This window comes from Sphingobium sp. SG1 (genome assembly GCF_057063145.1).
The window spans coordinates 97,589-118,892 of record NZ_JBVVOJ010000009.1; the positions used below are offsets into that span (position 1 = coordinate 97,589).

The window sequence follows — 21,304 nt, forward strand, 5'->3', positions numbered from 1 at the left end:
ACCGGTTATGGGGATTTATTTATTTTCACAACAATAATTAAAAATGTCATATCGCACGGTCAGAGGCGCCCCGACCAATTCAGAGGGGACGCATCATGCTCAAGACTTTCCTTGCCTCCGGCACGGCGCTTGCCGCGCTTTGCACCATCACCACGCCTGCCCTGGCGCAGGCCGCCGCCGACGCCGCGCCCGCCGCCGAAGCGGCTGCCGATGCCGGCAACGGCCCCAACGACATCATCGTCACCGGCTCCACCCGCGCCCAGCGCCGCTTCGACGTATCCTATGCGATCAACACCATTTCGGCCGAGGATGTGGAGAAGATCGCGCCTGTCAATTTCGCCGACCTGATCGGCCAGCTGCCCGGTTTCCAGACCGAAATCACCGGCGGCGAAGTGCAGAATATCTACCGCATCCGCGGCCTGCCCAATGATGGCGGCTTCGTCAGCTTTCAGCAGGACGGCCTGCCGCTGTTCCATGAGAATGACGGTGTCTTCTTCCGCGGCGACGCGATCCTGAAACAGGATCTGATGACCGACCATGTGGAGGTCGTGCGCGGCGGCCCGGCCCCGGTCTATGCCAGCTATTCGGGTGCGATCATCAACGCGATCACCGTCACCGGCAGCGACGAGGCGCGCGGCAAGGCACAGGTCACGCTCGGCGACACCGGCCTCTATCGCCTGGACGCCTATCAGGCCGGCCCGCTCGGCAACGATACCTATTATGCGATCGGCGGCTTCATCCGCTATCATGACGGCTATCGCGACAATGGCTTCGCCAATGACAAGGGCGGCCAGCTGCGCGCCAATATCAAGCATGACTTCGACAATGGCTCGATCAAGCTGAACCTCAACTATGTGAACGACCACAACGTCTTCTATCTGCCGATCCCGATCTCCGACCCGCGCGATCCCAGCGTCTCGCTCGACAAATATATCGACTATTTCGACGGCACGATGAATTCGCCGGCGCTGCGCCATGTGAACCTCAAATATCGCGACGGCACCGGCCAGATCCAGAGCCGCACCGGCGACCTGTCGGATGGACGCCATATGCAGATGGTCAATTTCGGCGCCCAATATGATGGCGATTTCGACGGCTGGCTGGTTTCGGCCAAGGCCGGCTATACTCAGGGCAAGCTCGATTTCAGCGCCTTCTACTCGACCACCAACCCGGCCGACGGCAACGCCTTTGCCGCCGGCTATCTGACCCGTGCCACCGCCGCTTTCGGCGCGGTGGACCATTTCGGCTATACGCTGGCGGGCACCAACACCGTCTATGATCCCTATGCGGCGTCGGGCCTGGTGATGCAGGGCCAGTATCGCGACATCCATTCGAAATTCTATTCGGCCCAGGCCAATCTGTCGGTCGCCAAGAAGTTCGAGACCGGCTTTGGCACCCATGACCTCAAGCTCGGCCTCTATGGCAGCTTCTATGGCGAGGACAGCCGCACCCTCTATCAGAATTACCTGATCGAAGTGGCCGGCAAGCCGCGCACGCTGGACCTGGTCGCCTATAATGCCGCAGGCGCGGAAATCGGCCGCGTCACCGACAATGGTGTGCTCAACTATGCCGCGACCCTCAATCAGGGCGACAGCGACGCCAAGATGTTCGCCGTGTTCGCCAACGACACCTGGGAAATCGTGCCGGGCCTGCGCATCGACGCCGGCATCCGTCATGAACGCTACAGCTACAAGGGCTGGGCCGCGCTGACCGAGGCGGCCAATCTGGGCGACGCCAGCACGCTGGCGGACGACAGCACCCGTGCCTTCACCGGCGTGATCCTGAACCAGAAACTGAAGCCCAACGTCACCAACTGGACGGTCGGCGCCAATTACGACTTCTCCAGCCATGTCGGCATCTATGGCCGCGCCTCGCACCTCGAAACGCCGCCCAACATCCAGACGGTGATGAGCATCAACCCGACCATCATCACGACCAAGGCCGACCAGTTCGAGGCCGGGCTGAAGCTCGCCTTCGGCCGCTCCTATCTCTACGTCACCGCCTTCTACACCAATTTCGATCCCTTGAACGCCAGCTTCCTGGCCTATGATCCGACCACGGGCCGCAACGATGTCAACGTGCCCTTCATCGGCGAGGCGCAGGTGAAGGGCGTCGAATTTGACGGCAAGCTGGCGCTGACCAACTGGTTCTCGCTCAACGGCGCGCTCACCATCAGCGATCCCAAATACAAGAATTTCGAAAGTTCGACCGGCGCCGATCCGGAACAGGCCGAAGGCAACCAGATCGTCCGCCAGCCCAAGGTCTACGGCAATATCCGGCCCAGCTTCGACTTCCAGACGGGCGACACCGACGTGTCGGTCTATGGGCGCTACACCTATATGGGCAAGCGCTATGTCGACCTCTACAACAACACTGCGCTGCCGGCCTATGGCACGATCGGCGCCGGCATCACGGCGCGCCATGGCAGCTGGCAGGCACAGATTGTGGGCGACAATCTGTTCAACGCCCATGGCCTGACCGAAGGCAATACCCGCACCGACTCGCTCAGCGGTCAGGGCAGTGCCGAGGCGATCTATGGTCGCCCGATCTTCGGCCGCAACTTCCGCCTCGTCATCAGCAAGTCCTGGTGATGGCCCGTCGCCTCGGCCGCGTTGCGGCGTCGTTGATGACGATGGCGGCGGTGGCGATCACGCCCGTCCCGGCTCTGGCCGGGGCGGCGCGCGACGCCGTGACGGAGGCGCTGTCCCGGCGCCTCTTTCCTGTGCTTGATGCCCTTGGACACGATCCGGCCGCCCTTGCCGCCTTCCGCGCCCGGCCGGACATGGATGCGCTGCTCCATGCCCGCGAAGATCGCCGCACGGCATGTGCCGGCGATGTCGATTGCGTGGCACAGGCCCATATCTGGACCCCGACCGAGATCGCCCTGATGGTGCAGGCTGCGCTATCGCTGCGTGACGTGCCGGTCGCGGACGATGGCGCCGGTGCGCAGATCCGCCGCGAGGTGGAAGGGATCAACGCCATCCTGCGCAGCTATGCGCTGGGACAGGTGCCCGCCTATCCCGATATCGACGGCGCTGGCACGATCGACCCACGCGAGCGCCAGGCCCGGCTGCGCGCTGCTGCCTGGATGGCGCAGACGCCGCGCAAGGGATCGGCCCAGGCGCTGGATTCCAGTATCGACTATGCCCTTGCGCTGCTCGACGTCAGCGACCGCACCGACGCGATCGGCTTCGAACCGCTGACCGGCGGCCTCAACGCCCCCGCTATGGCGCGGGCCAAAAATATCGACTGGAAACGCTATCGCTACAGCGCGCTGATCGTCACCGGCGTCGGCCCGGAAGTCGACGGCATGGCGCTGAGCCCATTCGGCAAATATCATCTGCGTCTTGCCGCCAACCGCTTTGCCGATGGCGACGCGCCCTTCCTCATCCTGACCGGCGGCCGCGCCCATCCGCGCGCGACCCGCTTTGCCGAGGCGCAGGAGATGCGCCAGGCGCTGATCGAGCGCTATGGCGTGCCCGCCGATGCCATCATCATCGAACCCTATGCCCGGCACACCACCACCAATTTGCGCAACGCCACCCGCCTGCTGATGGCGATGGCGGCGCCGTTGGACAAGGATACGCTGATCGTCTGCAATCCGGGGCAGAGCGCAATGATCGAAAATCCGCTGTTCGTGCAGCGCAATGACAAGGAACTGGGCTATCAGCCCGGTGCCATCGGCGCGCGCCTGACCCCCACCGAATTGCTGTTTCGCCCGTCGCGCCTGTCCGCGCGGGTCGATCCGCGCGATCCGCTCGACCCCTGAAGGGAGGCATGATGATGATGCGTAAACTGACCTTGGCCCTGGCGCTCGGTGCGCTGGCGTTCAGCCCCGGTGCCGCCATGGCCTGGGGCGGCACCGCCCATGAAGTGATCGATCGCGCCGCGCTCGACGCCATCCCGCAGGACGGCCCTGTCTTTCTCAAGGCCTATACCGACTATATCGCCGCCTCCGCCTCGCTGCCCGACAGCTGGCGCGGGGATTCGGAGAATTTCTCCAAGATGGAGGAAGACCCCAATCATGGCTGGTTCCGCGAGCAGTTCCGCTTCGTGAAGCCGATCCCGCGCTCGCGCTACGAATTCATCCTGGCGCTCTACAAGCGCTATGAGACGATCAAGGACAGCGATCCGGCAACCGCCGCACGCACCAATGTCCGCTGGACCGGCACTTTGCCCTATGCGGCGATCGAGGCCTATGACCGGCTGGTCGTCTGCATGCGCCATGTCCGCAAGGCGCAGGCCGAAGGGGGCGACATATCCGTCCCGGCCCAGCATTGCGCCTTCCAGACGATCCGCCTTGGCCATTATATCGGTGACGGCGCCCAGCCGCTGCATGACTCGATCCATTCGGATGGCTGGCGCGGCGACAATCCCAGCGGCTACACCCGTGATCGCAGCATCCATGGCCGCTTCGAAAGCCAGTTCGTCGACGGCATGAAGCTGACCGTGGCGGTTATCGCGCCGCGCCTCGGTGCGCCCGGTCATCGCGACGGCGACATGTTCGATGCGATCCTCGCCTTCCTGGATCAGGCCGGCGATCGGATGGAATATGTCTATCAGCTGGAAAAGCGGGACGGCTTTGCCGATTTCGCCGACAAGGATGTGCGCGCCCTCGTCTATGAACGGACCGCTGCCGGCGCTGCCATGCTGCGCGACATGCTCTGCCGCGCCTGGGCGGAAAGCGCCAGCCCGCCGGCCAGGGTCGTGCCCGCGCCGCTCGATTTCTCCAACCCGCGCTTCAATCCGGAAACTGGATCGGCGCCCGACTGATCGCGTGCCTCCCGCCGTGCCAGCGCTGCGAGCAGCCGGGCATGGCGGGCATGGCCAAGGTCGAAGCGCCGCATCAGGAGGATCGCGCAAAGACTGCCAAGGACGGGAACGCCCAGTCCCAGGCCGAGCATGCCGGCCTGGACTGCCGCAGTCTGTACCTGCCCCGGCACATAGCCCAGCAGGCCAAGTGTCCAGCCGGTCAGACTTGAGAAGGCGGCACCGCTTGCCTTGACCACGACGAGGTAGAAGGCGAACAGGCCTGTCTCGAAGCGCCTGCCATGGCGCCATTCCACCACATCGACGGCATCGGCCAGCAGCCCCCATGGCAGCATGAACATGCTGGCGAGGCCGACGCCGATCACCGCCCCACAGATGGCCAGGGCAGGTGGCCAAGACAGGCAGGCGGCGAAACCCGCCAGCCCGATGATGCTAACCCCATGTCCCATGGCGAGCAGGGCGCTCTTGCTGAATCGTCTGGTCATCGCGGTCCACAGGATCACGCCGGCGAATTGGCCGATCGTCACGGCCAGCAGCAAGGTTGCGACAAGATCGGGGCGGCGGACGACATAGCTGCCGATATAGAGCAGGGAGCGTCCGAATGCCGGTGCGGCAAATCCGGTGAGCAGGGCCAGAAGAGCCAGTGCCACGACCATCGGGTCGCGAAACGGGATGTCGATGCCGTCCTGCCTTGCGCTTTGCCGGGCGATGCGGGCGGCACCACCGCTTGTATCGCCGCCGCAGGTCCATGCGCACAGGATCATCGTCAGGGCAAAGACGGCGCCCGTCGCCGCGCCGGTGAGCGCCAGCCGATCGAAGGACCGGGTATTGCCCGCGTCTTGCACCAGCGGCGTCAACAAGGTCGCGACAATCAGCGCGCTCGCCGTACTGAACAGCAGTCGATAGCCCGAAACACGGCCGCGCGCGCTGCTGTCGCTGGTCACTTGCGCCATCAGCGCATTGTGCGGCACGTCGATGATGGCATAGGCGCCCCGAAATATCAGCAAGGCCATGGCCAGCATCCATAGCTGCCGGGCACCAAGCAAGGGCATGGCATAGAGCAGGGCGAAGGCGATCGCGCAGGGCGTTGCTGCGACCGCCACCATCCAGCGATAGCCCTTGCCGACATGCCGCAGGCGGATCGTCAGCCGCGCCGCCAGCAGATCGAAGATCAGGTCGCCGCACAGCGCGGCGAGCATCAGCCATCCCGCCGTCGTCGCGCCAAGGTTCAGCACGTCGCTCAGCAGGAACAATATCGTCAGATCCGCGCCGCTGAAAACCAGTGCCTTGCCGAAATTGCCGGAGGCATAGGCCAGCATGCGGCCATCGTCCCGTGTCCAGATCACCTCGATCGCCCCTGATGGTCATGACCGCACGGGGAATTGCGGAATGCATCGCGCCTAGAAGCGCATTCTTTCATTTGTGCGACAAGGGCGGTGGGAATGGGGCCGGTGGCTTATCGCCATTGGCAGCCCTGGACCACGCGACAGCACGGGGCACAGGCAGATCAGGGCCGCGTGGCCGCAGAAGGAAAGCGCATGTGACAACGCGGCCTTGCTGCCCCCCGAAGGGTGATTATCGTATCGATTTCTGGGAAAACTGGAGCGGGCGAAGGGATTCGAACCCTCGACCCCAACCTTGGCAATTCGCCCGAAGCATATTTTCTGTGTTTTTCGATTCTACCCTAGAACAGCAAAAAGCACGCATTTCTGCCGTTTGTTTGCGATCGGGATTCGTCAGTGTTATCCTACCCTACGCCCGGATTTGACCTCCAGGACTTATAAAATAAGCAAAATCAGGTCGAAATCCGGAAAAAGTAAGCAGATTTTTGGGTCATTTGGCAGGCGACTGAAATCATGGCGAAAATCACAAAAACGCTCATCGAAGCTCAGAAACCTTCGAAAGATGGGGTCAAAGGTTCGAATCATCTTCTGTGGGACAGCGAGCTACGTGGCTTCGGTGTTTCTATCGGCCAGAGCCGGCGAAGTTTCGTCGTTCAGTACCGTTTGCCGAACGGACAGAGCCGTAGAAAGGTGATCGGTCGGTTCGGGTTGATGACCGTGGAGGAAGCCAGGCGGCAGGCTCGCATCATTCTTGGCGATGTCGCCAATGGGCGAGACCCTGTCGAGGATGCCCGGTCGAGCGGGCAGGGCTATACTGTAGACCAGATTTGTGACTGGTACCTTGAGCGAGCCTCAGCCGGCAAAATCATCGGCAGAAGCCGCAAGCCGATCAAGGCATCCACTCTGACGATGGATCGAAGTCGTGTCGATGCCCACATCCGTCCGTTGCTAGGCCACAGAATAATTGCCACATTGAAGCTCGGTGATATCGAAGGCGCCCAAGCCGACATCGCTGCTGGTGCGACCTCCAAGCCCAGGGTGGGCAGTCGTGGGGGAGCCACCAAAGGCGGCGAAGGCGTAGCCTCGCGCTGCATGTCTACGCTTCACTCGATTTTCGAACATGCCGTGCGACTTGGCGAAATCGAAAAAAATCCCGCGAGGGGCATTCGCAGAATTGCGAGCACGCCCAAAATGAGGTGGCTCTCTCAGGCTGAGATCAGGAAACTCGGCATAGCGCTCAGAGAAGCTGAGGCAGATGACGAGCATCCTACCGGGATAGCCGTGATCCGATTGCTGTTGCTGACTGGCTTTCGTCGGCTCGAAGCACTCAGTCTTGAGCGCGACTGGCTTCTTGATGAGGAGAGCGCGATTCACTTCAGGACGACAAAAACGGGGGCGCAACGACGCGTGATAGGTCAGCCTGCTCTCCAGCTTCTTTCGGCGCAGGCCGATTCGGGTTCGCGATATTTCTTCCCGGCCGATTGGGGAGAAGGCCACTTCATCGGCATAGTGCGGGTCTTGGATAGAATTTGCCATCGAGCAGGACTCGAAGGCGTGACACCGCATGTCTTGCGCCACACTTTCGCAAGTGTCGCAGGCGGGCTTGGCTACTCCGAACTCACGATTGCGGCACTGCTGGGACACGCGTCCCGCGGCGTCACGCAGCGCTACATCCATATCGACGAGCCGCTGCGCGCGGCCGCAACGGCGGTAGCCGAGTATATCGATGAACTTTTGCGAGGGTGCAGATGATCGCCCTCCACCATCATGACATGGAGATAAGCCCCTTATACGAGGTCGGCCGTTTTTCAGCGAAGCATCTACGCCAGAGCGATGGCTCTTTTTCGCTACCAGACGTTATCAGCCTGCAACTATTCCGAAGAATGTGATGGTGGCCTCTTCGTGCCGAGGAGGCGAGCCGGATCATCCCAAGCGGTGAGACATATGAAAGAGGCAGATGCCCAGACGCGCGATGCTTTGGTCCCGCAAAGCGCAGCCTTATTCAGCGGCAGGACGGAAACCGCCCAGTTAGCATCCCCAATCATCAATCGCTCTTCGATTGCTTTCGTTTGTGCTTCGACGCGCAGAGCCGCGGCCCTCGACGCGAGCTCGCTCAGGGCGCGGCCCAGGAAAGCGCAGGACTGTGGCGGCGACAATATCCCCGATGCCACTCTCACAGCACAGATGATCCAGGCCTGGCGGGCTGGCACAGTCGACCGGGCCCGAAATGAATTTCATTCCTGCCGCCTCCACATTCGCATCGATCACAGGACGCGCGAACAATGAAGCGCGCGATAATCCTTGCCGTTTCTCTCCTCGCCGCATGCGATATATTGCCTCGCGATCCGGCCGGCACATCGAAGCGGATTGCTGAGCGACGAAGCTTCACGGTCGCACTCGCCGATCCCACTGTGCACGAAGCGGCACAAGTCCGGACGCTGGTACATGAAATCGAGCGGCGAACCCGCGCGAAGGCACAATGGCGGCCAGGCGCGGGCGAGGCACTTTTCCAGCAGCTTGACGACGGTACGATTGACCTGGTGATCGGACGTTTTTCGGCCGAGAGCCCCTGGGCGATGGATGTGGCATTTGGTCCGCCTCTCTCGACGACGGGAACGAAAGACGCGCCGCTGCAACTCAAGGCGGCCATGCGCCACGGCGAGAACCGGTGGATCATGACAGTCGAGCGTGCGAGCCGCGCGATTTCGCAGGAGGCGCGCGACGAATGAGCGATACAAGTCTTCCCGATGAGCTGCGCGAGACGATGGCGCGGGCGGTGCGCCTAGAATATTGGAACATCTTCTGGACTCTAACCATCATCGTGACGATGGGCCTAGTGCTTGGTCAGAGCCAGACGATGAAGACCGCGTGGATAGAGGACACGCTGGGCCTGGTTCCGCCTGTCATGTTCCTGATCGCCGCGCATATGGAGCGTCGCGCCCATCGATCGCGCCGCTTTCCTTTCGGTTTCGAGCGGGTCAACGGCCTTGGTTTCTTTGTGGCGGCTGTTGCACTGACTGCCGTCGGCGCGCTGCTTCTCTACAATGCGATGATGGCGCTGGGCTCGCAGGAGCACGCAACCGTCGGATCGATCGTCATTCTGGGGCATGATATCTGGTTGGGATGGCTGATGATCGCCGCCCAGATCTACTCCCTCATCCCGCCGCTCTTCATCGGCCGGAAGGAACTTCCGCTGGCGCAGGCTCTCAACGACAAGCTGCTGCATACCGACGCACTCATGAACAAGGCCAATTGGCTGACCGGGGCGGCGGGGCTCGCCGGTGTCATTGGGCTGGGGCTTGGCTGGTGGTGGGCTGACGCGTTGGCAGCAGCAATCATTTCGCTCGATGTCCTTAATGACGGTATCAAGGCGTTGCGCTCTTCGACGGCAGAACTGGTCGATGGTGCGCCAAGAGCGCTTTCCAGCACTGATCTTTCGGATGATGCGCAAAGCCTGTGTGATCGCCTCAGCGCTGAATTTCCCGGTGCCACGATACGGCTGCGGGAAACCGGCCGCCTTATTCGCGCCGAAGTGCATGACACGCATCCACCGGGCGAATGCCGTCACCCGCGCCATTATTGGCCGGAGGGTGAGGACAGGGCGTGGCGGTTGGCACAGGTGAGCTTCATCCCGCCTGTTGGACGCGAGGAAGGAAATTAGGCCGGCGGTGTTTGTCGCACAGCATCCGACTGCTTTTCCGGCCGGATGTAAATGGACGTCAGATCGGGGACGCAAGCCTTCATTTCGCGTTCAATATCCTCGATCAGACGCTCTGCATCTCCCATCGGCAGATCGTCGACGAAATCAGCACTGATCGCTACGAAAACGGCATCAGGCGCGGTATGGATCGTACGGACATGATTGACCGCACTGATCTGCGACCGCTTGGCGAGAATGGTCCATAAAGCCGAAATGATCGCCGGGTCGGCGCTTTCGCCGATCAACAGGCCCTTGGCTTCGCGCGCAAGCAGAATAGCGACGCCAGCTAGAATGAGACCAATGGCAATCGATGCAAAACCGTCAATCCGTGGATTTGCGAAATAGTGGCTGGCCCAGACGCCGATGCCTGCAATGGCGAGGCCGATCAGCGCAGCGCTGTCCTCGAACAGGACAATGAACCCGGCGGGATCCTTGGATCGGCGGATCGATTGCCACCAACTGCTGGCACCGCGCTTGCCGTTGAATTCGCGCACCGCAATGAACCAGCTTGTTCCTTCAAGCAGCACAGCGACACCCAGCACCACATAATTGATCGTCGGATCACGCAAGGGCTCAGGATCGGCGATGTGCAACCAGCCCTCGTAGATCGAAACGCCCGCACCGACGGCAAAGATCAGGATCGCGACGACGAAGGCCCAGAAATAGAGTTCGCGGCCATAGCCGAAGGGATGGGTGGCGTCGGCGGGACGTCTGGCCTTTGCCTGACCATAGAGCAGCAGAACCTGATTTCCGCTATCGACCAGCGAGTGGACACCCTCGGTCAGCATGGAAGAAGAGCCACTGATCGCTGCCGCCACGAACTTGGCGACCGCTATCCCGACATTGGCGAAAAGCGCGCCGTAGAGGACGATATTCTCGCGGATTTGGCGTGACAGACCGGCCATCGCGTTCAGCCTGGATAAGGGCTGGACTGAAGCAGGCTTGCGAGATGCGCGGCATTGCCGGCGACCATTTCCGCCGTCTTCATTACCGCCTCCGGCGTCTCGCCGAGATCCTTGAAATCGACCGACCCCATCGCTTCGCCGACCCAATAGCAGGCCGCAACAGCGGGGATCGTCCAGCCCACATCGTTCAAAGCCTGGAACAGCTGAGCGGAGCAGAAGTGGGCGCCATCTTCATTACCCACGATTGCTGCGACAGCGACCTTCCCATAGCTCGGCATCCGACCCTCATCGTCGGTCTCGGAGAGGAAGGCATCCATCCGTTCCAGGACGCGTTTGGCGATGCTGCTGATCTGTCCCATCCAGATCGGTCCTCCGAAGATCACAATGTCATGAGCGAGTATCTTCTCGCGCAGTCCAGGCCACGCATCGCCATCCCCTTCGTCGGAGCTGACGCCTGGCCTGATGTCAAGGGCTGCAACCCGGACCGTTTCGCTGACCGTCACATCATTCTTGCTGAAGACCTTCGTCAACACGGCGATCATCGCGTCGGTCGAACTCTCCTGGCGGGAGTCCGCCTTGAGCGTGCAGTTAAGCGCCAGCGCCTTGAGCGGCATGTGTCATCTCCTTGAGGGGCCAGGATCAGCAGAACGCGCCCATCCCTTCTTCGCGGAAAGAACACCTGGGCGCGTAATGGGTTCTGCGGATCGAGGGAGAATTGGCTGAGCGATGCCGCTGCTGTGCAACTTCCGTGTGCACGAAAGTTCAGCGACACGCCCCGATCAGGTGCCGGTGCCAGATGGTAGCAACATGAAGATGAGTGATTTGCCTTGCCACCCCATGGGAATGGCGAAGCTGTGCTGTCGGCTTTCTGTTGGAGGCTATCACGGAACCAACTTGCCGATTGCACGCTCTCATCGGGGAGGTCGCACATGGCTGCACGCGCATCTTGGCAGGGCCAGATCAAGCTGGCACTGGTGTCCATCCCGGTCGAAGTGTATCCCGCAACCAAATCGGGTGCGGCGGTCAGCTTTCGTCAGATTCACGAGCCCACCGGCAAACCCATTCATTATGAAAAGGTCGTGAGCGGCGTGGGGCCCGTCGACCGAGATGAGATCCTCAAGGGGTTCGAGCTTTCAAAAGGCAATTATGTGCTGCTCGAACAGGAGGAAATCGAAGCGGTCAAGATTGAGAGCCGCAAGACCCTCGACCTCGTCCAGTTTGTCGAGGCCGATGCGATCGACGTTCTTTATTACGAGAAGCCCTATTTCGTCGTACCCGCCGATGACCTCGCAGAAGAGGCCTATGCCGTGCTGCGGGATGCGCTGCGAAAGGCAAAGAAGGTCGGACTTGGCCAATTGTCGGTCCGTGGACGGGAACAGCTGGTATCGATCAAACCCTGCGGACGGGGGCTGGTCATGGAAGTTCTGCGCTATGCCGACGAGGTAACCAAGGCGCAGACATATTTCCGAGGTTTGCCTGCCGATACGGCGGATGAGGACATGCTCGATCTTGCTACCAGCATCATCGACAAGCGAACGGCGCCCTTCAAGCCGGAAGAGTTTCGCGATCGCTATGTCGATGCGCTCCATCGCCTGATCGAAAAGAAGAAAAAGGCCAAGGGGAAGCGGATAATAGAAGAGGTGGACGATGAGCCGGCGCGCAAGGGCGGCAATGTCATCGACCTGATGGCGGCGCTCAAGAAGTCAGCGGGGGAAACGTCTCGCACCCCAGCGACGAGAAGAGGTCGAAAAGCGGTTCGGCGACAGACACTGGCAATAGGCGTGCGACGGCAGCCAAGCGCAAAAGCGCGTGATGACGCTGAATCCCGATACCCCGCTCCACCTTATCGACGGGCCGGTCATGCTGCGCCTGAGCATTGCTGCTCTGCTCGGCCTGCTTTTGGGGCTCGACCGACAGATACGCGGCCATGCAGCGGGGCTACGCACCCATGGCCTCATCTGCTTCACCAGCGCCCTCATGACTGTCTGCGCAATCGCGCTGCACAATCAGTTGCAAGGCGAGGGAAATATAGATCCCCTGCGGGTCTTCGAAGCTTCTGCCGCATTTTCGGGCATCATAGCGACTGGCCTCATCATATTCAGCAAGGGTGAGATCAAGAATCTGACCACGGCAGCCCATATCTGGCTGGCGTCGATGATCGGAATCGCTTCCGGCGCTGCCCTCTGGCCCCTGGTCGCCAGTGCCACTCTCGTCGCGATCCTCATGCTCAGCCTGCTGGGATTTGTGGAACGGCGCTGGCTCGCGTCCGAGGAGCGACAGGGCGAATGAGCCGGCTCCATCCCCTTGCCTCCTATAATGCCAAACGGGACTTCAATCGCACCAGCGAGCCTGAAGGCAAGATGGCAAAGAAGGGCGGTAACAGTTTCGTTGTCCAGAAACATGCCGCCACAAGGCTGCATTGGGACTTCCGGCTGGAAGTCGATGGCGTGCTCAAGAGCTGGGCCGTCACCAAGGGGCCGAGCCTGGATCCCGATGACAAGCGGCTTGCTGTCCGCACCGAAGATCATCCTCTGAGCTATGGCAGTTTCGAGGGTAATATTCCCAAGGGCGAATATGGCGGCGGCAGTGTGATGCTCTGGGACCGCGGTTGGTGGGAACCGATCCCGGGGAAGAGCGCGAAGGATATAGAGGATGGCCATCTCCATTTCATCCTGCATGGCGAACGGATGAAGGGGGAATGGCTGCTGGTACGGATGAAGGGGCGCGCGGGCGAAAAGCGCGAGAATTGGTTGCTGCGCAAGATTGAGGATGGCGAAGCCCGCCGGAATGGCGATCTGGTCGAGCGCGCGCTGACAAGTGTTCTGACTGACCGCTCCATGGCGCAAATCGCCGGGGACATCGCCGGCACGCAGTCGTTGAAAGGCGCGAGGGGCAAGACATTCACGGATAGGATGCAGGCGGCAAACGCGCATAATGCAAAGATCGGCAAGACGAAGATGAAGGCGAAGGCCATAACGGAGGCTATGCCGCGCTTCATCAAGCCGCAGCTTGCAACTTTGGTCGACCATGTACCGGTGGGCAACGAATGGCTGCACGAGATCAAATATGACGGATATCGCGCGCTCGTTGCAGTCAGTGGCGAAGCGATAAAAATATATACGCGCAGCGGCCTGGACTGGACGGACAAATTTGGTGCTTTGGCCGGTGCCATAAAAGCGCTCGACCTCCCGCCTGCATTGATCGACGGCGAGATCATCGCCTTTGACGCTGACGGCAATCCCAGTTTTTCGGCGCTGCAGGCGGTGTTGAAACGGGGCCATGGCGCGGAGCGAGCCGACACGCCGTTCCATTTTTTCGCTTTTGATCTTCTTTCCCTTGACGGCATGGATTTGAAGTCTCTCCCCGCAATCGAGCGAAAGGAGCGGCTCGAAGCCTTATTGGCGGATGCAGATCAACCGATCCACGTTGCCGATCACCTGATCGGTTCGGGCGAGAAGCTCTACCGATCGCTTTGTCAGGCCGGGCAGGAAGGCATTATCGCAAAGCGCGTCGATGCGCCCTATCGCAGCGGACGGACACGCGCCTGGGTGAAGGTCAAATGCACCCGTCGGCAGGAATTCGTGATCGTAGGCTGGACCCGTAGTAAGGTAAAAGGGCGTGCCTTCTCCTCCCTGCTACTGGGGCAGCATGAAGGCGGTGAACTGGTCTATAAGGGCAAGGTCGGCACTGGTTTCGATGCCGCCACAATGACCCACCTGGCCGAGGCCATGAGTCCGATTGCGACCGGCACGTCGCAGATCATCATTTCCGCCGCCCAAGCGCGCGGCGTCCAATGGGTCAAACCCAGGCTCGTTGCGGAAGTCGGTTTTGCCGAGTTCACAAGGGAGGGGCTCGTGCGACATGGCAGTTTTCTGGGGCTACGAAGCGACAAGTTGGCAAAGACGGTCAAGCCCGAAAAAGCGGCCCCAACGCCTCCTTCGGCCACGGCCATCAAGATCAGCAATCGCGCGCGCGTGATTTTCCCGGAGAGCGGGCAGACCAAAGGGGAGTTGGCCGATTATTACGCGCGGATCGCCCCGCTTATGCTACCTTTCGCCGCCAATCGGCCGATCAGTCTTGTGCGATGCCCCCAGGGCCGCGCGAAGAAATGCTTTTTCCAGAAACATGACAGCGGCGCCTTTGGCGATCATGTCCGCCATGTTGCGATCCGCGAGAAAGGCGGCGGCTCGGAAGATTATCTCTATGTCGACGATGCCGATGGCCTGATCGCCTGCGTCCAGATGGGTACGATCGAATTTCATGGCTGGGCGAGCCGTGCCGATTCCGTCGAGAAGCCCGATCGCATGATCTTCGATCTCGATCCCGATGAGGGCATGGATTTTGCACGGGTTTGTGAAGCGGCAAAGGATATTCGCGATCATCTACGCGATATCGGTCTGATCTCCTTCGCCATGCTGTCGGGAGGGAAGGGGGTCCATGTCGTCGTCCCCCTCAGCCCCACCCATAACTGGGACGCACATAAGGATTTCGCCGCCCGATTCGCCCAGGCCTTGAGCGCGGCAGAACCCGAGCGCTTTGTTGCCACGATGAGCAAGGCCAAGCGCAAGGATCGCATATTCATCGACTGGCTGCGCAATCAGCGCGGCAGCACCGCCATCCTCCCCTACTCGGCGCGCGCACGTGCCGGCGCGCCCGTAGCCATACCGGTCGACTGGGACGAATTGAACGATTGGCAGGACGCCCATCCCTTCGACATCGGAGATGCCGAAATATTGGGGAAGCGCGCAATGAAGCTCAAAGGCTGGGGCTTCGCTGCGCAGACCCTGCCGGATCTATGATCCGCTTCGGGCACCATGAACCCCGCCATGCGTTGATGGTAGAAGATCAGCATGAAAGGATCAAAATGCCCCATCACAAGGAACGTCCTGCCCGCAAGGCCACCAGTCGCCTTGCGCTCTACCTCTTCTTCGCATTCATCGTTGCAGCCATCCTGGCTTTCATCTGGGTCAACATGCACGCCTGACCGGACGATAGCCCCTTAGTCCGCCCCGGGCCGCGCCACGGTCCGCGCCAATTCATCGATCTGATCGACCGGGATACGTCTTGCTATCATCGCCATGGTATCGGGCGGCAGGCGCGCGTCGATGACGTTATCGTCTTGCTGCCAAAGCCGCAGGCGCGCAGCAAGATAGCCTGGCTTCTGCCCCGCAAGAATGGGCGCCGCCTTGCCGACTGCATGACAATTGCTGCAGGCCGGCAGGGGCTGGCCAAAACGATCCAGTCCCGGAGAACTGGCCGAGGTCGCAATGTTCGCCAGGCCGGGCATCGCGGAAAAATAGCTCGCGAGCCTCGCCATGTCCTCGCGCCCGGTCGTTGCCAGCGCTGCCTGCATGACTGCACTGGTGCGCTTCCCCGACATATATTGGTGCATGCTGGCGACCAGATAGGCCGCGCTCTGCCCAGCCAGGACCGGAATATCGGGTTGCCTCCTCCCCCGACCATCGACGCCATGGCAGCTTGTGCATGCCGACAAGGTTGCTGGAGCAACGCCGGGCAAACGTCGCTCCTCGCCAGCCTGGGTCAGCGCTTGATATTGCGCCGCCGTCATCTGGGGCAAGCGCCGGACGAAAGCGGTCATGCGCCTCACCTCGTCCGGTCGATCAGCCGCCGCCCAGGCCGGCATGCCGGTGAATTTGACGCCATGCCGGATGATCCAGAACAATTCGCGATCCCGCCATTCCCCTGCCGTCCGGGCAAGATCTGGCGCTGGCGGGGTTGCCTGCTGCATCACGGGTGATGGACGCACACCCGGTGCGCCATGACAGACCTGGCAGGCCTGACGAAAATGCCCTGCTGCACTGACCAGGCCCTCATCGTCGAGCGGGTCGGGCGGTGCGTCCAGCCAGGCATAAGTCCGCACGGAATTGCGCATCGTCCAGTGAAGGAACCAGTCGGTAATACGCCAATGGCCCGACGACGCGGAAATCTGCATGGCCCCGGACCAGGCGAACAGCATGCCCAGAATCCCAAGTCCGAGCAACGCGACGATAGCGCGCTTCAAGCTGATGCGAAGGATCATGCCGCCCCCCTCTGGCGAAGGAGGCTCGCCAACAGGACAAGACCACCGATGAAATAGCTGGCCCCGCCAACCAGCAGCATGAGGACACCGCCCAGTTGCTGGTCGATCAGCGGGTCCATGCCGGCCAGATGATGATCCGCCGCCGCGTAGAGAGGCCGTGGTGCCAGGCCGATCAGGACACCAAGCAGGGTCATGTGCATCGATGTCAGCAACAGGGCACCGATGCCAGCGGCCCGATGATCGGCGCGGAGCACCGATGACCAGAGCAGCAGACCAGCTCCAAGGAAACAGAGCTGCTCGAGCCCGAGCATTGGCAAGGACGTCATTGTCGCCGCGCGAAGGGCCGGCAGGTGCCAGAGCCAGACCGTGACAAGTTCCACCAGCATCATCGCCATCGGGCTTGCGAGGCCGGGCCAGAGACGCGCAGGATCAAGCCGCCCTTGCGACAGGCCAAGGGCAAGAAAAGGCGCTGCAATCGCCACGGCAATCATATGGCCTGCCATGTGGCCAGTCATGCCAAGCGGTAGCACAGCCAGGATCCAGCCGATCGGTACCAGCGCGAGGCCGGCGGCAAGTGCGGCACGCTTCATCGGCAGTCCCGCAGGAAGATGACCGGAAGCGCCGTGAACAGCACCCCGACGAAGCTCAGCCCTGCCAGGAGCAAGGTCGACTTGGCCAGGAAACGGAGCCGGTCGATCCGGGTCGAGTCCTCATGGGGCGGCGGATTGCCCGGCAGGCGTGCCTGCGCCCAGGCGATCCATCCCGAAAGCCCGATCATCAGCAGCGCAAGCATCGTGCCGATGACGAACAGCAGCGGAAAACTGGCAAAGCGCCCGGCCTTGGCACAGGAGATGGCCGCCCAGAGATAGGACGCCAGGAAATGACCCGCCCAGATGGCTGGCGGCACGATCAGCGTCCAGAGCGTGACCTTGAGCCGCTCGTGCCATTTGCGTCGCTCGCTCATGCGACCTCCGGGAACAGGCCGATCGTCGAATAGGTGACGATCGCAGTCAGCGCGTAGAAATGCATGTAGACGGTGACGTTGCGCAGGTCCGCGTCATGCACCGGGGACATGCGCCCGGCGAGACTGCGCGCGAGTGCATAGCCCTGCATGATGACGGCAACGCCCGCATGGGCCGCGGCCCAGATGGCGAGTGTCCACACGATTGCAGGATAGCTGTGCGCCTGCGGGTCCATGCCATGGGTCCATGGTCCGGCGAGCCCTGCCCCGACTCCGGCAAGGCTGAGTAGTAGCGCGACCATGAGGCAGAGCCGTGCCATGCCGACATGCTTGCGGGCATGCACCTCGCGCGCGCCTAGCGTCAGCAGCCAGCTTGCGATGCCCAAGAACAATGCGAGCATGGGCCAGGCCATGCCGGGACCGTCCGCCAGAGCGACCGGCGGGAAATCGGCATGGCGGGTCCAGAAGAAGAAATAGCCGAAGACCAGTCCGGAAAACGCGGTCGCATCGGCCATCATCGTGATGAACATCGCCCACCAGCCTGGCGCAGAGGGCCCGGAGAGATAGAGCGGCAGCTCAAGGCCGTGGCCGATCGGTTTGCACGGCTTTTCGGGAATTTCGGCCGTCCCGGTCCAGAGCCACCACAGCGCCATGGCGAGTGTGGCAACGCCACTGACGAGCGCAGCCCAGTAGAGATGATAGGTGGTGAGGATGAAGACCCCGCCGAGCGCGACCGCCGTCAGCATGGGCTTGATGCTAGGGGTTCCCAGGCGGATCACGGCCAGTGGCCGGGCATCAAGGACGCTCGTGACGATCGTCTCGCGTCGCCCCTCCTGTGCATCGGGCAGGAAGAAGCGGCCCTCATCCACCTTGCGCACGAAATCTGTCTGGTCCCAGATTGGATAGCGGCTCTCGATCAATGGCACCGACCTTATGCCCCAGTCCTCGTCCTCGGGATGGGCGAGCCACTCCAGCGTGCCCGCATTCCAGGGATTGCGGACGGCCCGAACACGGCGCGGCGAGAGGCTAAGATCGACGCATATCACCGCCACCCCCGCGGCAAACAGCCAGGCCCCCAGGGTGGACGCCATGTTGAGCCCGCCCAGCCCCAGTTCGGCAGGATAGGTGAAGACGCGGCGCGGCATGCCCATCAGCCCGGAAAGATGCATCGGAAAGAAGGTCAGGTTGGCACCGACAAACAGCATCCAGAAAGCGATCCGGCCAAGCCGGTCGGACAGTTTCTTGCCCGTCACCAAAGGCCAATAATAATAAAGGCCGGCAAAAAGCGGCATCAGCGTGCCGCCGATCAGCACATAATGGAGATGGGCGACGACGAAATAGCTGTCATGCGCCTGCCAGTCGAACGGTGCCACCGCCACCATCACGCCGGTAAGACCGCCGATCACGAAAATGGCGAGGCTGCCGGTCGCGTAGAGAAGGGGTGTGGACCAGGTGACCCGCCCTGCCCACAGCGTCGCTATGAACACGAATATCTGGACGCCGGTCGGAATGGCCACGGCTTCGGAGGCGGCCGAGAAGAAGGCCAGGCTGATCTTCGGCAACCCGGTGGTGAACATGTGGTGGACCCACAACCCGAAAGACAGGAAAGCGGTGCCCACGGCCGCCAGCACGATCCACGGGTAGCCCAGCAGATGGCGGTTGGCGAAGGTCGGCACCAGCATCGCGAACAGCGCGATCGAGGGCAGGAATATGATGTAGACTTCGGGATGACCGAAGATCCAGAACAGATGCTGCCACAGGAGCGGATCCCCGCCCCGGCGCGCATCGAAGAAGGGCCAGTCGAGCAGCCTTTCCATTTCGAATAATATGTCGCCGGCGATGAGCGGCGGAAAGGCAAAGAGGATCATCACCGCCACAACCAATATGTACCAGGCATATAGCGGCATGAGATTGAGCCGCATGCCCGGCGGTCGACATTTGAGCACGCCGACAATCAGTTCGACTGCGGCCGCGACCGACGACACCTCGATGAAGGAAAGACCGAGCATCCAGATATCGGCTCCGAGCCCCGACAGGTCGGTCCGGGTGGTCAGCGGAGGATACATGAACCAGCCGCCGTCAGGGGCGGCATTGAAGAAGATCGATCCCCCGACGAACAGCCCGCCGATCAGGAAGGACCAGTAGCCAAAGGCCGACAGGCGGGGGAATGGCAGGTCGCGCGCGCCCAGCAATTGCGGCAGCAGGATGATCGACACCGCCTCGAACATCGGCACGGCGAAGAGAAACATCATCATCGAGCCGTGCAGAGTGAAGAGCTGGTTGAAGGTACCAGGCCCGACCAGATCATTGTCGGGCACGGCAAGCTGGGTGCGCATGATGAGCGCGAGCACGCCGGCAAAGAGCATGAAACCGAAGGCGGTCAGCACATACCAGACGCCGACGCGATTATTGTTGCAGTCGGTCCAGCGCAGGAAGATCCCCCTGGGCGGTGCCCACACCGCGCGCAACCTTTCTTCCTGCGCCGCGCGGAGCGCCGGGTCATCCTGATCGTGGAGGCTCATTTCAGCCCCTCGAGATAATGGGCAATGGCAATGGCCTCCTGCTCGGACAGCTGAGGATAGGCGGGCATGCGCGCGCCTGGCTTTGCAATCTGGGGCGCACGGATGAAGGCCGCGATATTGGCGGTGGTCGGTGGCAATATCCCTGCCCCCAGCGTCCGCCTTTGCCCGAAACGGCTAAGGTCAGGCCCGATTGCAGCATGATGCGCGGTTCCCCGGATGGCATGGCAGGCGCCGCAGCCATGCGCATCGAAGAGGGACTGGCCCCTCGATGAAACCAGGCCCGTGCCGGCCCCGCGCGCGCCCGCCAGCCATGCGTCGAAATCAGCCGGGTTCATCGCAATCACGTCGAAGGCCATCAGCGCGTGCGACAGGCCGCAAAACTCGGCGCAAACGCCCCGGAAGCGGCCGGCCTTTTCGGCGCGCACGACCAGCCTGTTGGTCCGTCCGGGGATCATGTCCATCTTGCCGGCAAGACCGGGAATCCAGAAACTGTGGATCACGTCCTGCGCGCCGAGTTCAAGGATCACCGTCCGCCCCACGGGAATGCGGATCTCATTGGCAGAAACAAGTCCAGGACCTGCGCGTGATGCCCCATAGGCGACCCGCCACCAGAATTGCTCGCCCTCGACCCTAATGGTGAGGTCGCCAGCCGCCGTGTCGCGCGGGCGCATGGCAGGCAAGGCATAGAGCAGCAGCGCGCCAAGGATCAGGGCCGGGCCGATGGCGCCCAGCCACAAGATGATCCGCATGCCGCCATGATGGCTGAGCGCCCCTTCCGGAGCGCGAAGCGCGCGAACATAGATGAGGACCATGACCGTCACGATGATTGCCGCACCGATGGTCAACAGGATCGCCATCTCGCGCACCTGCCGCGCTTCGGCGCCGAAGACATGGAGGGCCGACTGCTGCGCATTGCAGGCGCCAAGTCCGAGCAGTAAAATGGTCCAGAGCCATGGATTGCGCATTGCGCCCGCGTCACCCCTTTCGCGCCGCATCCGGTGTGCAGCGTCTTTCGTGCCAACACGCGAAGCGGCATCCGGTTCAAACATTTCTGTTTCGTAAC

The 21,304-nt window shown here is 61.8% G+C and carries 16 protein-coding genes and 2 pseudogenes; 10 read left to right on the top strand and 8 right to left on the bottom strand.

What is annotated here, in order from left to right:
- The first annotated feature begins 95 nt into the window (after positions 1 to 95).
- The 3 genes from AC0KVN_RS18575 to AC0KVN_RS18585 are packed head-to-tail and all read left to right on the top strand — an operon-like array spanning position 96 to position 4,773.
- Complete coding sequence (locus tag AC0KVN_RS18575) at positions 96 to 2,591, top strand: TonB-dependent receptor (RefSeq protein WP_435567587.1); 2,496 nt, start codon at positions 96 to 98, stop codon at positions 2,589 to 2,591.
- Positions 2,591 to 3,769: a YdcF family protein gene (locus tag AC0KVN_RS18580; RefSeq protein ID WP_313393918.1), complete on the top strand. Its 1,179-nt coding sequence runs from the start codon at positions 2,591 to 2,593 to the stop codon at positions 3,767 to 3,769. The genes AC0KVN_RS18575 and AC0KVN_RS18580 overlap by 1 nt, the downstream gene beginning before the upstream one ends.
- Positions 3,770 to 3,780: 11 nt before the next feature.
- Positions 3,781 to 4,773 (top strand): phospholipase C/P1 nuclease family protein, encoded by a 993-nt coding sequence (locus tag AC0KVN_RS18585; protein WP_483656256.1) that lies wholly within the window; start codon positions 3,781 to 3,783, stop codon positions 4,771 to 4,773.
- A 68-nt stretch (positions 4,774 to 4,841) separates the two neighbouring features.
- Here the strand turns inward: AC0KVN_RS18585 and AC0KVN_RS18590 are convergent.
- Positions 4,842 to 6,089: pseudogene (locus AC0KVN_RS18590) on the bottom strand (MFS transporter); the annotation flags it as partial.
- Positions 6,090 to 6,626: 537 nt separating this feature from the next.
- On the opposite strand from AC0KVN_RS18590, the gene AC0KVN_RS18595 reads away from it, so the two are divergent.
- The 3 genes from AC0KVN_RS18595 (at position 6,627) to AC0KVN_RS18605 (ending at position 9,774) form a co-directional block, all read left to right on the top strand.
- Positions 6,627 to 7,865 carry a tyrosine-type recombinase/integrase gene (locus AC0KVN_RS18595; RefSeq protein ID WP_004209538.1) on the top strand — a complete coding sequence of 413 codons (1,239 nt, stop codon included), beginning with the start codon at positions 6,627 to 6,629 and terminating at the stop codon, positions 7,863 to 7,865.
- 530 nt (positions 7,866 to 8,395) lie between these two features.
- On the top strand, positions 8,396 to 8,842 hold the full coding sequence (locus tag AC0KVN_RS18600; protein WP_483656257.1) for a hypothetical protein: 447 nt from the start codon (positions 8,396 to 8,398) through the stop codon (positions 8,840 to 8,842).
- A 35-nt stretch (positions 8,843 to 8,877) separates the two neighbouring features.
- The gene (locus tag AC0KVN_RS18605; RefSeq protein WP_284112661.1) at positions 8,878 to 9,774 is read left to right on the top strand and encodes a cation efflux transmembrane domain-containing protein; all 897 of its coding nucleotides are present in this window, start codon (positions 8,878 to 8,880) and stop codon (positions 9,772 to 9,774) included.
- Here AC0KVN_RS18605 and AC0KVN_RS18610 read toward each other — a convergent pair.
- Positions 9,771 to 10,718 (bottom strand): cation diffusion facilitator family transporter, encoded by a 948-nt coding sequence (locus AC0KVN_RS18610; RefSeq protein WP_483656258.1) that lies wholly within the window; start codon positions 10,716 to 10,718, stop codon positions 9,771 to 9,773. The genes AC0KVN_RS18605 and AC0KVN_RS18610 overlap by 4 nt on opposite strands.
- 5 nt (positions 10,719 to 10,723) lie before the next feature.
- Complete coding sequence (locus AC0KVN_RS18615) at positions 10,724 to 11,332, bottom strand: flavodoxin family protein (RefSeq protein ID WP_483656259.1); 609 nt, start codon at positions 11,330 to 11,332, stop codon at positions 10,724 to 10,726.
- 315 nt (positions 11,333 to 11,647) lie between these two features.
- Between AC0KVN_RS18615 and ku the strand changes: the two are divergent.
- The 4 genes and pseudogenes from ku to AC0KVN_RS18635 form a co-directional block, all read left to right on the top strand.
- Positions 11,648 to 12,457 (top strand): annotated as a pseudogene (gene ku / locus AC0KVN_RS18620) (non-homologous end joining protein Ku); the annotation flags it as partial.
- A gap of 73 nt (positions 12,458 to 12,530) precedes the next feature.
- Positions 12,531 to 13,007, top strand: a complete 477-nt coding sequence (locus tag AC0KVN_RS18625; protein WP_007710920.1) for an MgtC/SapB family protein — start codon at positions 12,531 to 12,533, stop codon at positions 13,005 to 13,007.
- On the top strand, positions 13,004 to 15,517 hold the full coding sequence (gene ligD, locus AC0KVN_RS18630) for a DNA ligase D (protein WP_483656260.1): 2,514 nt from the start codon (positions 13,004 to 13,006) through the stop codon (positions 15,515 to 15,517). The genes AC0KVN_RS18625 and ligD overlap by 4 nt, the downstream gene beginning before the upstream one ends.
- Entirely contained in the window at positions 15,514 to 15,702 is a 189-nt protein-coding gene (locus AC0KVN_RS18635) for a hypothetical protein (protein ID WP_483656261.1), read from the top strand. The genes ligD and AC0KVN_RS18635 overlap by 4 nt, the downstream gene beginning before the upstream one ends.
- A 15-nt stretch (positions 15,703 to 15,717) precedes the next feature.
- Here the strand turns inward: AC0KVN_RS18635 and AC0KVN_RS18640 are convergent, their stop codons facing one another.
- From AC0KVN_RS18640 to AC0KVN_RS18660, 5 genes are read right to left on the bottom strand one after another with little or no spacing between them, the layout of a single operon-like run.
- A complete protein-coding gene (locus AC0KVN_RS18640) occupies positions 15,718 to 16,758 on the bottom strand; it encodes a c-type cytochrome (protein WP_483656262.1) in 1,041 nt (346 codons plus the stop codon).
- Complete coding sequence (locus AC0KVN_RS18645) at positions 16,755 to 17,348, bottom strand: cytochrome c oxidase assembly protein (RefSeq protein WP_483656263.1); 594 nt, start codon at positions 17,346 to 17,348, stop codon at positions 16,755 to 16,757. Before AC0KVN_RS18645 ends, AC0KVN_RS18640 begins: the two co-directional genes overlap by 4 nt.
- Positions 17,345 to 17,722 carry a hypothetical protein gene (locus AC0KVN_RS18650; protein ID WP_483656264.1) on the bottom strand — a complete coding sequence of 126 codons (378 nt, stop codon included), beginning with the start codon at positions 17,720 to 17,722 and terminating at the stop codon, positions 17,345 to 17,347. The genes AC0KVN_RS18645 and AC0KVN_RS18650 overlap by 4 nt, the downstream gene beginning before the upstream one ends.
- On the bottom strand, positions 17,719 to 20,241 hold the full coding sequence (locus AC0KVN_RS18655) for a cbb3-type cytochrome c oxidase subunit I (protein ID WP_483656265.1): 2,523 nt from the start codon (positions 20,239 to 20,241) through the stop codon (positions 17,719 to 17,721). The genes AC0KVN_RS18650 and AC0KVN_RS18655 overlap by 4 nt, the downstream gene beginning before the upstream one ends.
- On the bottom strand, positions 20,238 to 21,206 hold the full coding sequence (locus AC0KVN_RS18660; RefSeq protein ID WP_483656266.1) for a cytochrome c oxidase subunit II: 969 nt from the start codon (positions 21,204 to 21,206) through the stop codon (positions 20,238 to 20,240). Before AC0KVN_RS18660 ends, AC0KVN_RS18655 begins: the two co-directional genes overlap by 4 nt.
- Positions 21,207 to 21,304 lie beyond the last annotated feature (98 nt).

Coding starts and splice junctions, on each gene's coding strand:
- AC0KVN_RS18645 (WP_483656263.1), bottom strand. CDS start 17,348: ATGAAGCGTGCCGCACTTGCCGCCGGCCTCGCGCTGGTACCGATCGGC.
- AC0KVN_RS18650 (WP_483656264.1), bottom strand. CDS start 17,722: ATGAGCGAGCGACGCAAATGGCACGAGCGGCTCAAGGTCACGCTCTGG.
- AC0KVN_RS18595 (WP_004209538.1), top strand. CDS start 6,627: ATGGCGAAAATCACAAAAACGCTCATCGAAGCTCAGAAACCTTCGAAA.
- AC0KVN_RS18605 (WP_284112661.1), top strand. CDS start 8,878: ATGGCGCGGGCGGTGCGCCTAGAATATTGGAACATCTTCTGGACTCTA.
- AC0KVN_RS18580 (WP_313393918.1), top strand. CDS start 2,591: ATGGCCCGTCGCCTCGGCCGCGTTGCGGCGTCGTTGATGACGATGGCG.
- AC0KVN_RS18575 (WP_435567587.1), top strand. CDS start 96: ATGCTCAAGACTTTCCTTGCCTCCGGCACGGCGCTTGCCGCGCTTTGC.
- AC0KVN_RS18640 (WP_483656262.1), bottom strand. CDS start 16,758: ATGATCCTTCGCATCAGCTTGAAGCGCGCTATCGTCGCGTTGCTCGGA.
- ligD (WP_483656260.1), top strand. CDS start 13,004: ATGAGCCGGCTCCATCCCCTTGCCTCCTATAATGCCAAACGGGACTTC.
- AC0KVN_RS18625 (WP_007710920.1), top strand. CDS start 12,531: ATGACGCTGAATCCCGATACCCCGCTCCACCTTATCGACGGGCCGGTC.
- AC0KVN_RS18610 (WP_483656258.1), bottom strand. CDS start 10,718: ATGGCCGGTCTGTCACGCCAAATCCGCGAGAATATCGTCCTCTACGGC.
- AC0KVN_RS18600 (WP_483656257.1), top strand. CDS start 8,396: ATGAAGCGCGCGATAATCCTTGCCGTTTCTCTCCTCGCCGCATGCGAT.
- AC0KVN_RS18615 (WP_483656259.1), bottom strand. CDS start 11,332: ATGCCGCTCAAGGCGCTGGCGCTTAACTGCACGCTCAAGGCGGACTCC.
- AC0KVN_RS18585 (WP_483656256.1), top strand. CDS start 3,781: ATGATGATGCGTAAACTGACCTTGGCCCTGGCGCTCGGTGCGCTGGCG.
- AC0KVN_RS18655 (WP_483656265.1), bottom strand. CDS start 20,241: ATGAGCCTCCACGATCAGGATGACCCGGCGCTCCGCGCGGCGCAGGAA.
- AC0KVN_RS18660 (WP_483656266.1), bottom strand. CDS start 21,206: ATGCGCAATCCATGGCTCTGGACCATTTTACTGCTCGGACTTGGCGCC.
- AC0KVN_RS18635 (WP_483656261.1), top strand. CDS start 15,514: ATGATCCGCTTCGGGCACCATGAACCCCGCCATGCGTTGATGGTAGAA.